Raw genomic sequence first — 15,873 nt, 5'->3', positions numbered from 1 at the left:
AGCTGACTTCTTTGAAGTCTTTTTTTCCTTACACTATTTAATTTTCATGGAATTAAAAACTAACTTCAATGAGTTAGCTTTATTAGTATAACAAGCCAGGCATTTTTTGTAAAGTCTTTTTTGTAAAGTTTTTACTTTTTTTGCTGATTTGTTTCTGTCTTTGCGACAGCTTATATAATTTACCATCTGGTATGGTCTTTGTCAATTAATTTTTATATTTTCCATTATTTTCTTTAGCTCGGGATCTTTTTTTATTTCATAGGCTTTTTTGAATGCTTCAAGGGCTTCTTTTTCAAAACATTCGCTCATGTAGAGCACTCCCAAGTTGTAGAGTATTGTGAAGTCATTTCCTTTTTCTGCTGCTTTTTTGTAGATTTCTATGGCTGATTTCTTGTCGTTTTGTGAGAGCTTTATTAGGGCTTTGTGATTGATGTATTCTGGATTTTCTTCTAGGTCTATTGCCTTGTCTATATTTATGGATGCTTCGTCGTAAATTCCAAGCTTTAACTGACAAATGGACAGATAGTAGTAATAGGTCGAGTTTTGTTGATTTTTGTCTTGGACTCTTTCAAGTTGTTGTAGGGCTTGGTCAAATTTGCCATAGGCTATATAGGCTTCTGCTGCTTCTAGCCTTGCTGGGCTTTCTATTTCTTCGAGATAAGATCTTATCATTTCTTTTTTCCCGTCATCCTTGCTGATATTTAATGCCTTTTCAAAATATAGGTTTGCTTTTACGTAATTTTTGAGATTGGAATTTATTATTCCTAGTTTTATATGGGCTATGTCGTTATTTTTGTCTAGTTTTATCACTTCTTCATAGGATTTTATTATTTCTTTTAAGATGAAGTTCTTTTCTTTTTCACTCAAGTTTTCAAAGTTTTCGTTGTATATGCTCTCTCCAACTATGGCCCATATGAGTTTTATTTCTATGTCATCTTGGTATTTATTTTTTAAATAGTTTAAAATCGCATAAGCCTGGTAAACTTTTCCGTCTTCATATAGGCTTTTAGCCATGTATTTGTAGAAGTTGAAGACCTTGTCTATGTGCGTTTTTATGAAATCTTCATAGGCAGACTTGTATTTAAAATCCATATCTACTCCAAGCAAAATACCCATAGCTTTTAGAATTTCTTTTGTGCCAATTTCTTCTGAATAGTTGCCCTCTTTTACTCCGCTTTTTATGTCGCTTAAAAGTATCGGGACCTCGAATACGTCTTCTTTTGTGTAGTTTTCTATTTTTAGTTTTTTATTTTTTTTAATTCCTATAAAGACTAGGTCATTTAGGCAAGTTTTTAAAATATTCTCAATCATCAAACCACCCGTATTTTCTCTTTCTAGGATTTGAGGCATCTAGAATTTTGAAGCTTTCTATTCTAAAGGCTGTATATAGGCCTAGTGCCAAAAATCCCACAGTTTGCAACAAAATCCTGCTTAAATCCCCTGAAAAAAGGCTATAGAAGAAGTTGGCCTGCCCTCCTACTTGGATGAGGAGATTTTCTTCTATTGCTATGTCTGTTAGTGTAGATTGCAATAAGGTGCTTCTTATGAGAAGGTAGATAGCAATCATAATTATCCAATGCGGAAAGTTTTCTTTCAGGTATCTTGCCGAGGATTCAAATTGGCTTAATCCATAGTTTCCTTTTATGAAGATTTCTTCGGATATTGTGTTAAATATGATAAAAATCAAGGCATAGATTCCTAATGTGATTTTATAATCCATTCCACCAAGTGCCTTACTTATTACAAGTTCTGCTATATAAAGGGTAAACATTGCTGATGTCAAATGCGAAAAAAATGACATATATGATGAGGACAAGTATTTGAAACTTACCCTGCCATAGTAGGCAAAATCATACAATAGAGAGTACATAGCTGATATTATTATAACTTCAATTATATATGATATGATTCCTCCTATTATATTAAACCCGCCTACTCCTGTATTAAATGTGCTTAGTAAAAACCCACTTATGTTTAATATGATATTAAAAATCATAGGCAGAAATATTATTATTGGAGCTGTCTTTATTTTATTTTTGGTGTTTTTTAAAGCCTTTTTATAAACTTTTTTTAGGTCTTCAAATGTATTCATGTCGCCCTCCTTTTTTTTATATTTTAGCATTGAAATCTTTTACTGTAAATTTTAATGGCAAGGCAACTTACTAGTCTAGTGTAAATTAGACTTGTTGCAGTTTTTTGCAATAAAAAAACTAGTGGCATGCCACTAGCTTTTTTATTTTTATTAATCTTCTGAAAACTCAATCATAGGTGCTGGTTTACCACCAGATGCAAGATCTATTTTTGTCACTATATATATTACCACGAAAGCCACTACTGCTCCTGGTACGATTGCGCTTAGTCCCCATGGATTGTTAAGAGCAAATATCCAAATAGCTGAAACGATAGTTCCTGCTAAGATGGCTATGAAACCCGCTTTTTCTGTTACATCCTTCCAGAAAAGACCGCATACAAAGGCTGCAAAAGGTCCTGCCGAGCGAATGGCAAATGCACTCATCATTACGCTTATTATGTTGGAGTTTGATAGAGCAACTCCCAATCCGAATAGACCTGCTGCTATCATTACTACTCTTGAAACCAAGATTTCTTTTTTAGCATCAGCTTTGCCACCAGACAAGTATGGAAGATAGATGTCATTAGAAAACATTGTTGCAGTTCCTATCATATTTCCAGATGCACTTGAGATTGTAGCGGCTACAACTGAAGCTAAAACTATTCCTGATACAAATGATGGAGCAAATCTAATTGTAGCATCTGCAAGGGCAGATTTAGAAATGCCTGCAGCAGCATATCCATCTATAAAGGTGTAGGCTATAAGTCCTATAAGAGCTGGCACTATTGCATAAACTGCTGATAGTATACCTGCAATCATTGAACCTGCCTTAGCTGCAGTTCCAGTTTTTGCTGATGAGAAAGTTTGTACAATTTCTTGACCAGTAGGGAAGGTCATACAATACATGGCTACATATCCAAGTACAGTAGGAAATCCTATCTTGCTTATACTTAATAAGTCAATGCCATCGCCTGTTGCTTGAGAAACTTCTTTTGCCTTTGCAAATAAGTTTGATACTCCCCCAATTTGTGGATTGCCAAGCATTATAAATAAAGCCACTGTCATACCCACAGTTATGAAAAATACGTGCATCATGTTTGCAGAAGCTACTGAAGCAAACCCGCCAATCATAGTATAAGCAATAACTACAATTGTAGTTATTATGGCTGCTGTTGAAAAGTCCAGTCCTGTCAATACATTTATTATAGATGCAGTCGCGATTATTTGCGCTCCTGTTGCCATAAATAGAGCTAGAATAGATGTTATTGCAGTTATAACGTGAGATGGCTTTCCATATCTCATACCAATTATTTGTGGTACTGTATTTGCAGATGATCTCCTGAAATAGGATGCTACAAATGATACTAGGATAAATCCTATACCTGCCGCTATTACATACCAAGCTGCAGATATTCCGTATTTATATACATTAGTTGCGATACCAGTTGTGGACGCTCCACCTGTGTTAGCTGCAAACAAAGTCCCTGCCAAGACTAGAGGCCCTAAAGACTTGCCCGCCATCAAGAAATCTTCATTTGCATTTCCTGATTGGGATTTTTTCTTTTGTCTATATGATGCCACTAATCCAATAGCAACTGTTGCAATCATATACAGTAGTATAATGATCAAAGCTGTTTTCTGGCTAGAATTCATTTATTTCCCCCTTATTAATTTAATTATCTACCTTCGAACCTCAATACTTTACCCGCTTTTTGAGGTGTAGCCTTTCCATTTTCTATTAGGACTACTCCATTTACTATTGAATAATCGATTCCTTTTGCATATTGCTTAGGATTGTTGTAGTCTCCCACATCTATGATGTTGTCAAAATCTATTACAAGAACATCGGCTGCGTATCCGTCTTTCAAATAACCCCTGTTTCTTAGACCTAGTGTATCTGCCGCCTTTCCAGACATTTTTCTTATAGCAGTTTCAACTGGGAATACTTTCTCGTCTCTACAATATTTTCCAAGAACTCTAGCAAAAGCTCCGTACAGTCTTGGATGGGGTTTTGCCCCTATGATTCCATCTGTACAAACATTTTGCTCTTCTCTTTTCATGAAGGTCTTAACGTGTTCTTCGGTTCCATAGAAGTCCACAAGTCCTACTATGTTTTCTTCGTCTCTAATTAAGTCGAAAATTGCATCATATGGATCCTTGCCAGTAGCTTCTCCAAGTTCTACTAGACTCATACCTACATACTTTTCGCTTTCCTTATTTTTTACGAATGTTATGAAAATACCTTCTAGGCCTGCGAAATCTATAAAGTTATCCCAACCAGGTATGCCATTTTTAATGTCTTCTTTCATTTTTTCTCTTAGGTCTTTGTCATAAAGCCTTTCGATTAATTTGTCAGTTCCTCCATCATGTACCCATGGTGGTAAAATTACCGACATCATAGTAGAGCCGGCTACATATGGATATTGGTCTAGAGAAATCACCATGTTTTCTGCCTTGGCATCGTCAAGTTTTTTGATAATAGCTGGTATCTTGTCCCAGTTGTTCTTACCGCAAATTTTGAAGTGAGAAAAATGCGCTCTACATCCACTGTCTCTTGCTATTTTCAAAATTTCATCCATTGATTCAAGCATTGCATCAGCTTCTGATCTTTGATGAGTAACAAATATACCGCCATTTTTCTTTATAACTTTTCCAAGTTCAATAAATTCATTTACATCAGCATATACACAAGGTGGATAAATCATTCCAGTACTCATTCCGAAAGCACCAGCATCAAAAGCCTTTTGCAGTTCCTGATTCATTCTTTCTTGTTCTTCTTCTGTGGGTTTTCTGTTTTCAAGTCCCATTGAAACCATTCTCAAGTTTCCATGTGGAGCTAGATAAGCTATGTTTGGTCCCAGTTCTAATTCGTCAACTTTCTTTAAATAATCCTCAACACTTCTCCAAGTCCATTCATAGTCGTATTCTCCTTCAAGACCTGCCATAGCCTTTTTCCATGGTTTTATAGTTTCTTCTGAAATCGGTGCTGGTCCCATGCCGTCTTGAGCAACTACTTCAGTAGTTATCCCTTGGAATAATTTAGCCGGAAGATAAGGGTTGTCTATTACTGGAAGAGATGAATGGGAGTGAGTGTCTATAAATCCTGGTGTTACAATTTTACCCTTAGCATCTATTACCTTTTTTGCTTCGGCTTCTCCATCCAAAAGAGTTATTTTTCCGTCTTTTATTGCTAAATTCTTTTTAAATGGCTTTTCTCCAGTTCCGTCAACTATGGTTCCATTTTTTATCAAAATATCGTACATACTTACCCCCTTTTTTATTTCAACAAAGCTTCCATTACAGCTTCGTATGCTTCAACAGACTTTTCAAGCTCTGAAATTTCTATATACTCATCAAGTGTGTGAGCCAAGTTTTCTTGAGATGGTCCTATGCCTAGAGTTTTAATCTTTGCTTCTCCTGCATAGTGGCTTCCGTTTGTGCAGAAGTTATATTGTGTAACTTCAGGATTTTGTCCCTTTTCATTTAATTTCTTAACAACTGCTTGAACCCAATCTTCATTTTCATCATATATCCAGCCTGGGAAAAATCTCTCGCCTTCAATTTCAATACCAGTAAAGCAATCTTCTTTTCCTACTGAATAGTAAGCCTTAGCCTTCAATTCAGGATCTTCCTTCATCATTTTTTCCAATAGTTCTTTTATAGGTGCTATTACAGACTCCTTAGTTTCATTAACCAAAAGTCTTCTATCATAAGTTGCTATACATCTTTCTGGCACTACTGATGCTCCTGGATAAGGGCTAGATTTTATATCTACAAGTTCTAATATTCCATCTCCCAATCTTTCATGATGGGTCGGCTTTAATCCTCTTATAGCCTCAACAACTTTGCACATCTTATAAACTGCGTTTATACCCTTTTCAGGATTTGCAGAGTGAGCTGGTTTTCCTTCGATTTCAATCTTAATTTCAGCTCTTCCTCTTTGTCCTATTTTGACATTACATCTTGAAGCTTCTCCTATTACTACATAGTCTGGCTTTGTATATGCACTTACTTCTCTTGCTGCTACACCTTCAAAGCACTCTTCGTGAACGATTCCAGCAACAAAAATTTCTCCTGCAAAATCTCTATTTGTCTTATTTTTAAATTCATTCGCTGCCACAGCCATAGCTGCAAGTGCGCCCTTCATGTCACTAGTTCCACGTCCATGAACCTTTCCATCGTGAACTTCACCTGCAAAAGGAGGATATTTCCACTCTTTTTCATTTGTAACAGGCACAGTGTCCATATGTCCGTCAAATACAATCTTAGGACCAGGCTTATTACCCTTTATGTGTCCTATTGTATTTCCATACTTGTCTACATGAACATCGTCAAATCCATTTTCTTTAAAATACTTGGTCAGTTCTTCAGAAACTCCCTTTTCATTTCCTGAGTAGCTTTGTCTTCTTATTAATTTTTGTGTAAGTTCTACAACTGCATCTTTTTTGTTCATTTTCCCTCTCCTAAACTTGAATATTTACCATCCCAAACAACGTCTAAATAATTTTTCTCGTCCGTATCTCCCTCTGTCGATACAAATACTAAAACTGAATTTTCATCAATTCCCAATTGTTTTTTGTAATTATCTAAATTTGAATCGCTTAAAATTTTACTTATCACACCAAATGATGCAGCTCCACTCTCTCCAGAGATTAATTTATCATCATTCTTGTAGGGGTTACCAAGCACCCTCATTCCATAAGCTGCTAGAACATCCGGCGCAGATATGAAATGCTCACAATAATCTAGAAGTACCTTTAGACCAAATGTATTAGGCTCTCCGCAAGCAAGCCCTGCCATTATAGTTTTGTGATCTCCGCCTACTATAACTCTTTCTGCAGCCTTTGCCGATTCATAAATGCAGGCTACAGTTTCTGGCTCCACTATTGTAATTACAGGCTTGTCATCTCCCTTGTACATATTTGCGAAAAATCCTGTCGCAGCTGCCGCAAAAGACCCTACTCCAGCTTGCAAAAATACATGTGTTGGCTTTATTTCTTCTTTTTCTAATGATGTGTACATTTCCCAAGCAAGAGTCATATAGCCTTGCATAATCCATCTTGGTATATCTTCATATCCGTCCCATGCAGTGTCTTGAACCATGATATATCCATTGTCTTCAGCTAGTTTGTTCGCTTGTCTTACAGCATCGTCATAGTTGCCATCAGTTACTATAACCTTGGCACCTTCTTTTTCTATATTATCTATTCTCTCTTGTGCAGCTCCATAAGGCATATATACTATCGCCTTTTGCTTTAATTGATTTGCAGCCCAAGCGACTCCCCTGCCATGATTTCCATCCGTAGCTGTTACAAATGTAACTTGTCCTATCTTGTCCGCTATTTCTTTTGATACCAATCTTTCATAAGGTAGGTCTTCAATTTCTAATCCAAGCTTTTCAGCTATGACCTTTCCTATTGCATAAGATCCTCCCAACACCTTGAAAGCATTTAGACCAAATCTGTATGATTCGTCCTTTATAAGGATTTTTTTAACCCCGAGTTTTTTAGATAGATTTTTTAAATCTCTAAATGGCGTTTCTTCATACATGGGAAAGCTTCTGTGATAGTTATAAATTTTTTGAGCTACTTCATGATTCAAAAAACTTATGTCATACTTTTGCTTATTCTCAGACTTTCTACTAAAAATATCCAGTGTCATGTTTTCCTCCTTATACAATTGCTATAACTTCTATCTCTACCTTAGCATCTTTAGGAAGTGCAGCTACTTCAAAGCAAGATCTTGCTGGATAGGCTCCTTCTTCGAAAAATTTTCCATATACTTCATTCACTTTAGCAAAATTTTTTATATCAGAAAGTAGCACTGTAGTTTTTATCACTTTATTCATAGAAGAGCCAAGTTCTTCAAGAATGTTTTTAACATTATTCAAGCTATTTTCTGTTTGCTTTTCTATATCCTCTGGAATTTCTCCTGTATTCTTATCAAGAGGAAGTTGTCCCGAAACGTACAATAAATCCCCTACTTGCACAGCCTTTGAATATGGTCCTACTGCAGACTTATCTGCATAAAATTTAATTTTTTCTTTCATTTTTTTCATCCTTTCCAATAATATTTCTTTATCTGTGATAGATAATTCTTAATTTAATAAAATATTATCATGCTGATGATTAATTGTCAATGTTTTTTGAAAACATTTTCATGCAAATAATAAAATAGACTCTAATCTTTCATTTAGAAAAATTAGAGTCTATTTTATTGGTTTAAATATCTATAAATTGTGGCTTGTGAACATTGTAAATTTTCAGCTACAAAAGGGACTGCGCCTTTTAGCTTAAACATTCCCTTTTTACTAAGCTCGTGAACTATGTTTATTCTATCTTCTGCCTTCAAATAATCCACAGGAATCTTTATATCTGCAATCACTTCAGAAAATATATTTTTCATAAGTTCATCCATGCTCTCATAGTATTCCTCGACTATGGCAGTATTATTATCTACCACGTCTTTTTTGTCTTTTATAATTTTTGTGTATTCCCAGTTCTTGGGGTGAAAAGATTTAGTTATGTTTTCGAGCAGACTTATATATCTTTCATCTGTAAAGTTTATGCAAAGTAGACCAATAACTTCAGCATGTTCGTTTTTAATAAACATTGTAGCTGATCTAAAAATTTTATCTCCCGACATGCCTTTATAATTTACGATAAAATCTTCTTTTTCATAAACTTTTTCCTGAATCATTTTCAAAGCTGACTTAGTTATGGGGCCGCCAATATTTCTGCCACTCAAATTATTATTTACTATCTCAACAATCGTATTAGGCAGCAAACTCAGGTCGTGTATGATTATTTCATAATCTGGGCCCAAGTAGCTTCCCAAAAATCTCGCCAAAACTTTATAATTCTCCATCAAAAAATCATTTCTGGTAAATTCGTACTCCATTGCTCTCCTTTCTAGTCTGTAATGATGTATTAACTTATTTCTCTATCACTCTTTTATAATCATTTTAACATAAATACTTTTTCTTTTAAGTAAAATTCGGCGATTAATCGCAGTTTGTCCTTCTATTTGTAATTGTCTTAATTTATTTTCTTTACAACTGAAGATTTTAGATAGATTGCCCCAAACCCTTCGCACTTGGCATCTATGTCGTGACCATTTACTGGCTCTATTATTTTAATATTTACAGCTTTTGTGCCTCTTTTTATGGTTTGCTTTCCAAGTTTTAAGTCTTTGATTGTAACTACCGTGTCCCCATCTTCTAGGATATTGCCAACAGAGTCTAGGGTTTTCATATTCTCAAGGCATTGTTCTGTCCAAAATTGCCCACACTCCGGGCAAGAAAACCCAGTTCCATCTGGATAACCATATTCCGAGCCGCAATAAATACACTTAATCAATTCTTCCTCCTTCTATGTCTTTTATTATTTCTTCTATCGCCACTTCTATGGCCTTCTTAATTGTATCAAGTTCCATAAAAGGTTTATTTTGTGGAGAATCGATGACTTGCTCTTTGATGTAGGGTATATGAACAAATCCTGATTTTATATTTTTTTGCTTACAATACAAGGCTGTGGAATACATTATGTCATTGCAGACATAGGCTCCAGCTGAGAAGGAAAGATAGGCAGGGATCATATTTTCTTCCCACTTTTTTAAAATTTTTTCTATTGGAAGATTTGAAACTATTGCATCAGGACCATCTTCTGATATTTTTTCAAAATAGGGGCTATTTGAAAATTCATCTGGCTGCTTGCTGTGTCTTAAATTTAGTCCTATGTATTCAATACTAAGAGCAGAGCGTATGCCTGCTTGTCCTATGGATAAGACTGCATCAAAGTCTAGTCTTTGCATTTCATTTTTAATTATCTCGGCAGCTTTTTTGAAAGCTACTGGAAGTAGAAGTGGATATATGTTAGCTCCATACATCTTACCCTTTATTTTTTTTACGACTTCCCAAGACGGATTTATTTTTTCTCCTCCGAATGGTTCAAATCCAGTCAAAAGTATATTCATCTATCATCCTCTTCTTTCTTTTTGCTTTTAAAAAATTTTAAATATATGTTAGAGACTTTTTCATATTTATTTGCAATGCATAACACCCTGCATTATAACATATGTTCTAAGTAATACAAGGCTATTTGAGCATATAAAAAAGACCTTGTTATATAACAAAGTCTTCTTTCTTTATCCTAAAATTTTAATAATCACTGGGATTATTATTACTGATATAAATCCTGCAAGTGCGATTGCAAGGCCAGACATACCGCCTTCAACCTCTCCCATTTGCAAGGCTCTCGAAGTGCCTACTGCGTGAGCAGTCGTGCCTATTGATATACCTTTTGCAACAGGGTCTTCAACCTTTATAATTTTTAGAAGAGTTGGGGCAATTGCAGCTCCCATTATTCCAGTTAAAACTATACTTACAACTGTTATTGACACTATGCCGCCGTATTCTCCAGATAAAGCTGTTCCTATTGCTGTTGTCAAAGATTTTGGCACAAGGCTATATTTTAATTCTTGAGACCAACCAAAGATTTTAGCTCCAGCATATATGGTCAAAACTGATGTCATAGCACCAACAAATACACCTATAATTACAGGTACTATGTTTTTGATTAAGAGGTCTAGATTCTTGTATAGATTTACAACCAAAGCAACTGTGGCTGGTGCAACTAAAAAGGTTATATATTGACCTCCTACATTAAAATCTTCATATTCTATCTTGAATATTTTTAAAATTCCAATGCACATAAACATCGCCAGCAAAAGGGGATTGAATAGAGGATTCTTTATTTTTTTAGAAATCCAACCACCCAAAATATAAGTAAATATTGACAGTAAAATTCCGAAATAGGGGGTTTTGATGAAAGTTTCCATTATTTTATCCTCCTTTTTTGAATAAAAGATATTACCTTGGCTGTGACAGCCATTGTTGCGATATTAGATACAATAAGTGTTATAAGTATTGTAACAATGTGTGAGCCTAGTAGCTCAACTTGATCCATAAGAGATACTGATAGTGGCACAAACAAAAATGCGAGATTTCCCAATACTGCCTTTGATGTGTCTTCAACAGATTCTAGCTTGAACACCTTTAATACTAAAAATATTAATAAAAATACCATACCATAGACAACTTCTGGTATAGGGAAATTTATAAGGCTCCTACAGATTCTTCCAAGCATCAGACACAAAAATAAGATTCCAAATCCTTTTAAATGTTTCATAATAGCTCCTTTATAAAAAATAAAGGGCGGTAAACCCGCCCTAATAATTTAATGTTAGATTACCTTGCCGGGATTCAAGATTCCCTTAGGGTCAAATACTTGCTTTATGCCCTTCATTAGGTTAATCTTTGTTGATCCTTCGTATTCAGCTAGGAATTTAGTCTTTCCGTGTCCAACGCCGTGTTCTCCAGAAAGTTGTCCGCCTACTTCATAAGCCTTCTTATAGATGACTTCCATAAACTTGTCAACTTGCTTTAAGAATTCTTCTTTTTCCATATCATTTGATACAGTGTAGATGTGAAGATTTCCATCACCTGCGTGACCAAAAGATTTAACTTGGAAATCATAATTTTTAGCTTCTTCGTTAACATATTCAAGATAATGTGCAATTTCACTTACTGGAACAACTACGTCACATTCATCTAGAAGTTTTGATTCAGCTTCTATAGCTTCAAGGAAAGCTCCTCTTGCAGACCATGCTGCCTTTTTCTTATCTGGTGTATCTGCTATAAATACATCAAGAGCTCCTTCTTCAAGCACTAATTCAGCAGCCTTTTCTACTGTTTCAAGTAGAGCTTCTTCATCATTGCCATCAAATCTTATCAAAAGATAAGCGCCTGCTTCCACTCCGTCAATAGAAGTTGGGAAGTTTTTCTTTCCGATGTATCTTTCAGAAGATTCTACGATTTCTCTTTCCATAAATTCAATTGATTGAGGATCTAAGTGATTTCTCTTTAAAACCGGCACTGTTGAAATACAATCAGCCAACTTTTCATATGGAACTATTAGTGATATGTCAGATGTTGGAGCAGCTAAAAATCTCAAATACAGTTTTGTTATTATAGCCAAAGTACCTTCAGAACCGATGATCAAATTGATTAGAGAATATCCTGTTGAAGTCTTAGTTACATTTGCACCAAATTCAGTTATTTCACCTGTTGGAAGTACAACTTCCATCTTAGCTACATAATCTCTTGTTGTACCGTACTTAACAGCACGCATACCACCTGCGTTTGTAGATACATTTCCACCAACAGTTGCATATCTTTCGCCTGGATCTGGTGGATATAGATATCCTTTTTCCGCTACAGCTTCTGCCAAATCGTTTAAAAGAACACCTGGTTCAACTGTTACGATGAAGTTGTCCTCATCATAATCCAAAATCTTATTGAAAGTTTGCATATCAATCATTACTCCGCCAGCAAAAGATACACCCGCTCCAACAAGACCTGAACCAGCACCACGTGCTACTACAGGTATTGTATTGTCATAGCAAATTTTCACTACGTTAGCAACTTCTTGAGTGCTTCTAACTTCTACAAGTACATCTGGTTTTCCTGAACCATATATAGGCATCTCATCATGGAAATAGTCTTCATTGATTTGGTCCCCAGTGTAAACTTTGCCTTTTACGGCTGATTTTATTTGTTCAATTATTTCAGGCGTTATTTTATTAAATTCCATATATTCTCCTTAAGTAAATATTTTAAGATTCTTTTCTCTTCTTTAGTTCTTCAGTTAAAATAGGAACTATTTGGAAAAGATCGCCAACAAGACCATAATCGGCAACTCCAAAGATAGGAGCTTCTGGGTCTTGGTTTACAGCTATTATTGTACCCGAGCCTGACATACCTGCTATATGTTGGATGGCTCCAGATATACCAATTGCTATATAAAGCTTTGGTCCTACTGTCTTTCCTGATTGACCAACTTGATGTTGGTGAGAAATCCAGCCTGCATCTACTATGGCTCTTGATGATCCTACTGGTGCATTAAATACATTAGCAAGATCTTCTACAAGTTTAAGATTGCTTTCTTCTCCTAATCCACGACCACCTGATACTATAACTTCAGCTCCTTCAAGGTCTATAATCTTTTCTCCTTCAGGAATTATAGTCTTTATAACTTTGGTACGAATCTTTTCTTGTGGATAATCTATTGTCTTAACTTCTACTGGCACATCTTTAGCTTCAACTTCAACTTTTCTAAATACACCTGGTCTTACAGTTCCTATTTGTGGTCTGTGGTCAGGGCAAATAATTGTAGCCATTAAGTTACCGCCAAATGCTGGACGAGTCCAAAGCACTTCTCTCTTTTCAGCATCATAATCAAGATGAGTACAATCTGCTGTTAAACCTGTGTGAAGTCTTGAAGAAACTCTAGGTCCCAAATCTCTACCTTGGTTAGTTGCTCCTATTAGCATTGCATTTGGTTGATATTCTTCAACAAGTTTTGCAATTGCATTTGCATAAACTTCAGTATTGTATTCTTCATATACTGGGCCTGAAACAGTAATTATCTTATCTGCTCCAAATTGCTTAGCTTGTTCTACAGCTTGGTCAACTTTTCCGCCAATTATTACTGCAACAACATCTTCTCCTGATTGGCTTGCCATTTCTTTTGCCGGTGTCAACAGTTCAAGGCCTACATTCTTAGCCTTGCCATTTTCATCAACTTCTACTATTACCCAAAAATTTTTATAATTTTCAAACATCGTATGGCCTCCTATAATAACTTAGCGTCTTCAAGAGCTTCGATAAGTCTTTGAACTGCTACTGCAGGATCCTTTTCTTGGATTATGACGCCCTCTTTAGTTTGTGACGGTGTGAATGTTTTCTTAACGCGTGTAGGAGAACCTTTTAGACCAATCTTTGTAAGGTCAATTTCAGGGAATGATTCTACTGTTAAACGACCTATTTCTGCCTTTTTAGCCTTCAATTTATTCTTGATTGAAGGATATCTAAGCTCATGAGCTTTTGTAAATGTAACAAGACATGGCATTTGAGCTTCTATAACTTGGTTTCCGAAATCAAGTTCTCTTGTAACATGTGCATGCTTTTCGTCTGCAATTTCAAGTTCTACGGCATAAGTAACTTGTGGTACATCCAATTGTTCAGCTATTTCAGGACCTACTTGTGCAGTATCTCCATCTATGGCTTGCTTTCCGCAAAGTATAAGGTCAAATTTGCCCTTTTCTTCTTCTAGTTTTTTGATTGCATTAGTCAAAATGTAGCTTGTTGCTAAAGTATCTGATCCGCCAAACTTAGCATCTGATACCAAGTAAGCACTATCAGCTCCAACAGCTATACAATCCTTAAGCATTGGTTCTGCTTGAGGTGGTCCCATTGAAACTACTGTAACCTTTACTTCGGGGTCTTTATCCTTTAATAGCAAAGCTGCTTCTAAAGCATATCCATCAAATGGGTTCAAAATACTTTGTACGCCATCACGGATAAGTGTGTTTTTAACAGGGTCTATTTTGATTTCACTTGTATCTGGAACCTGTTTAACGCATACTAATATGTTCATAGATATCTCCTTTTTTATATTTTCAAAACAAAAGAGGTAGGATCCTACCTCTTTTGGTTATTTGATCTTTCTTAGTTTAAAAGAGCTCCGGAGATTACCATTCTCATAACTTCTGAAGTTCCTTCATAAATTTGAGTTATCTTGGCATCTCTCATCATTCTTTCTACTTCGTATTCTTGGCTGTATCCATATCCACCGAATAGTTGAACGGCTTCTGTTGTTACATACATAGCTGTTTTTGCTGCAAATAGTTTTGCTGTTGCAGCATCTACTGTGTATCTTTCTCCATTGTCTTTCTTAACTGCAGCCTTGTAAACAAGGTGTCTTGCTGCTTCGATTTCTGCAGCCATGTCTGCTAGTTTGAATTGAGTGTTTTGGAATTTTGCTATTGGTCTTCCAAATTGTTCTCTTTCTTTTACATATTTAATTGCTTTTGCAAGAGCGCCTTCAGCAATTCCAAGAGCTTGAGCTGCGATTCCTATTCTACCGCCATCAAGAGTATTCATAGCGATTTTGAATCCTTCGCCTTCTTTTCCAAGAAGATTTTCCTTTGGTACCTTGCAGTTTGAGAATACTAGTTCGTAAGTTGATGAACCTCTGATTCCCATCTTCTTTTCTTTTGAACCAAATTCAAATCCTGGCATTCCTTTTTCTACTATAAATGCTGAAATACCCTTTGTACCTTGGCTCTTATCAGTCATTGCAAATACTACATAAGTGTCTGCATACTTTCCGTTTGTTATAAATATCTTTGAACCGTTTAGAACGTAATGATCTCCGTCCAAAACTGCTGTTGTTCTTTGTCCTGCTGCGTCAGTTCCTGCGTTTGGTTCAGTTAAAGCAAAGGCTCCAAGTTTTTGTCCTGATGCAAGAGGTACTAAATATTTTTCTTTTTGTTCTTTTGAACCCCATTTTTCAATTGCTCCTGCACCTAGAGAAACATGTGCTGAAAGAATTACGCCTGTGGTAGCGCATACTTTTGACAATTCTTCAACTGCCAACACGTATGTAAGTGTATCCAGACCTGTTCCTCCATCTTCTTCTGAAAATGGCAAGCCGAAAAATCCCAATTCTTGCATTTTTGCTACATTTTCTTCTGGGAATCTGTGGTTTTCATCAACTTCAATTGCTATAGGAGCAACTTCATTTTCTGCAAATTCTCTAAACATAGCTTGCATTTCTAATTGTTCTTCACTTAATTTAAAATCCATAATTTCCACCTTTCAAAATAATATACTTATGAGGACGAACCCTTCGCCTTCATTTACCGCAAAGAATAAATCCAAAGCCATATTTTATCTTGCC

The 15,873-nt window shown here is 35.7% G+C and carries 16 protein-coding genes; all 16 read right to left on the bottom strand.

The window, feature by feature from the left end; genetic code table 11:
- Window positions 1–201 precede the first annotated feature (201 nt).
- The 16 genes from LV469_08170 to LV469_08095 all read right to left on the bottom strand — a co-directional run bounded on the left by LV469_08170 (window position 202) and on the right by LV469_08095 (window position 15,779).
- A complete protein-coding gene (locus tag LV469_08170; protein ID UHR02612.1) occupies window positions 202–1,311 on the bottom strand; it encodes a tetratricopeptide repeat protein in 1,110 nt (369 codons plus the stop codon).
- Window positions 1,304–2,092 carry a hypothetical protein gene (locus LV469_08165; GenBank protein UHR02611.1) on the bottom strand — a complete coding sequence of 263 codons (789 nt, stop codon included), beginning with the start codon at window positions 2,090–2,092 and terminating at the stop codon, window positions 1,304–1,306. Before LV469_08165 ends, LV469_08170 begins: the two co-directional genes overlap by 8 nt.
- 150 nt (window positions 2,093–2,242) lie before the next feature.
- A complete protein-coding gene (locus tag LV469_08160; GenBank protein UHR02610.1) occupies window positions 2,243–3,724 on the bottom strand; it encodes a sodium:solute symporter family protein in 1,482 nt (493 codons plus the stop codon).
- A 23-nt stretch (window positions 3,725–3,747) separates the two neighbouring features.
- Window positions 3,748–5,334 carry a D-aminoacylase gene (locus LV469_08155; protein ID UHR02609.1) on the bottom strand — a complete coding sequence of 529 codons (1,587 nt, stop codon included), beginning with the start codon at window positions 5,332–5,334 and terminating at the stop codon, window positions 3,748–3,750.
- Window positions 5,335–5,348: 14 nt separating this feature from the next.
- On the bottom strand, window positions 5,349–6,524 hold the full coding sequence (locus tag LV469_08150) for a YgeY family selenium metabolism-linked hydrolase (GenBank protein UHR02608.1): 1,176 nt from the start codon (window positions 6,522–6,524) through the stop codon (window positions 5,349–5,351).
- Window positions 6,521–7,732: a diaminopropionate ammonia-lyase gene (gene dpaL, locus LV469_08145; protein ID UHR02607.1), complete on the bottom strand. Its 1,212-nt coding sequence runs from the start codon at window positions 7,730–7,732 to the stop codon at window positions 6,521–6,523. Before dpaL ends, LV469_08150 begins: the two co-directional genes overlap by 4 nt.
- A 10-nt stretch (window positions 7,733–7,742) precedes the next feature.
- Window positions 7,743–8,120 carry a Rid family detoxifying hydrolase gene (locus LV469_08140; GenBank protein ID UHR02606.1) on the bottom strand — a complete coding sequence of 126 codons (378 nt, stop codon included), beginning with the start codon at window positions 8,118–8,120 and terminating at the stop codon, window positions 7,743–7,745.
- Between the two features lie 164 nt (window positions 8,121–8,284).
- On the bottom strand, window positions 8,285–8,971 hold the full coding sequence (locus tag LV469_08135) for a PAS domain-containing protein (GenBank protein ID UHR02605.1): 687 nt from the start codon (window positions 8,969–8,971) through the stop codon (window positions 8,285–8,287).
- Between the two features lie 137 nt (window positions 8,972–9,108).
- Window positions 9,109–9,429 carry an alkylphosphonate utilization protein gene (locus LV469_08130; GenBank protein ID UHR02604.1) on the bottom strand — a complete coding sequence of 107 codons (321 nt, stop codon included), beginning with the start codon at window positions 9,427–9,429 and terminating at the stop codon, window positions 9,109–9,111.
- Window positions 9,422–10,045 (bottom strand): pyroglutamyl-peptidase I, encoded by a 624-nt coding sequence (locus LV469_08125; GenBank protein ID UHR02603.1) that lies wholly within the window; start codon window positions 10,043–10,045, stop codon window positions 9,422–9,424. The genes LV469_08130 and LV469_08125 overlap by 8 nt, the downstream gene beginning before the upstream one ends.
- Window positions 10,046–10,216: 171 nt before the next feature.
- Window positions 10,217–10,909 (bottom strand): LrgB family protein, encoded by a 693-nt coding sequence (locus LV469_08120; GenBank protein ID UHR02602.1) that lies wholly within the window; start codon window positions 10,907–10,909, stop codon window positions 10,217–10,219.
- A complete protein-coding gene (locus tag LV469_08115; GenBank protein ID UHR02601.1) occupies window positions 10,909–11,259 on the bottom strand; it encodes a CidA/LrgA family protein in 351 nt (116 codons plus the stop codon). The genes LV469_08120 and LV469_08115 overlap by 1 nt, the downstream gene beginning before the upstream one ends.
- Before the next feature lie 54 nt (window positions 11,260–11,313).
- Window positions 11,314–12,723 carry an FAD-binding oxidoreductase gene (locus LV469_08110; protein UHR02600.1) on the bottom strand — a complete coding sequence of 470 codons (1,410 nt, stop codon included), beginning with the start codon at window positions 12,721–12,723 and terminating at the stop codon, window positions 11,314–11,316.
- Between the two features lie 22 nt (window positions 12,724–12,745).
- Window positions 12,746–13,753, bottom strand: coding sequence for an electron transfer flavoprotein subunit alpha/FixB family protein (locus tag LV469_08105; GenBank protein ID UHR02599.1), 1,008 nt, complete (start codon window positions 13,751–13,753; stop codon window positions 12,746–12,748).
- Window positions 13,754–13,764: 11 nt separating this feature from the next.
- Window positions 13,765–14,568 (bottom strand): electron transfer flavoprotein subunit beta/FixA family protein, encoded by an 804-nt coding sequence (locus tag LV469_08100; protein ID UHR02598.1) that lies wholly within the window; start codon window positions 14,566–14,568, stop codon window positions 13,765–13,767.
- A 71-nt stretch (window positions 14,569–14,639) separates the two neighbouring features.
- Window positions 14,640–15,779 (bottom strand): acyl-CoA dehydrogenase, encoded by a 1,140-nt coding sequence (locus tag LV469_08095; protein UHR02597.1) that lies wholly within the window; start codon window positions 15,777–15,779, stop codon window positions 14,640–14,642.
- Between the last annotated feature and the right edge of the window lie 94 nt (window positions 15,780–15,873).

Source organism: Peptoniphilus sp. GNH (assembly GCA_021307325.1).
Lineage (GTDB): Bacteria > Bacillota > Clostridia > Tissierellales > Peptoniphilaceae > KA00134.
This window is presented reverse-complemented; position numbering and strand designations above follow the sequence as displayed.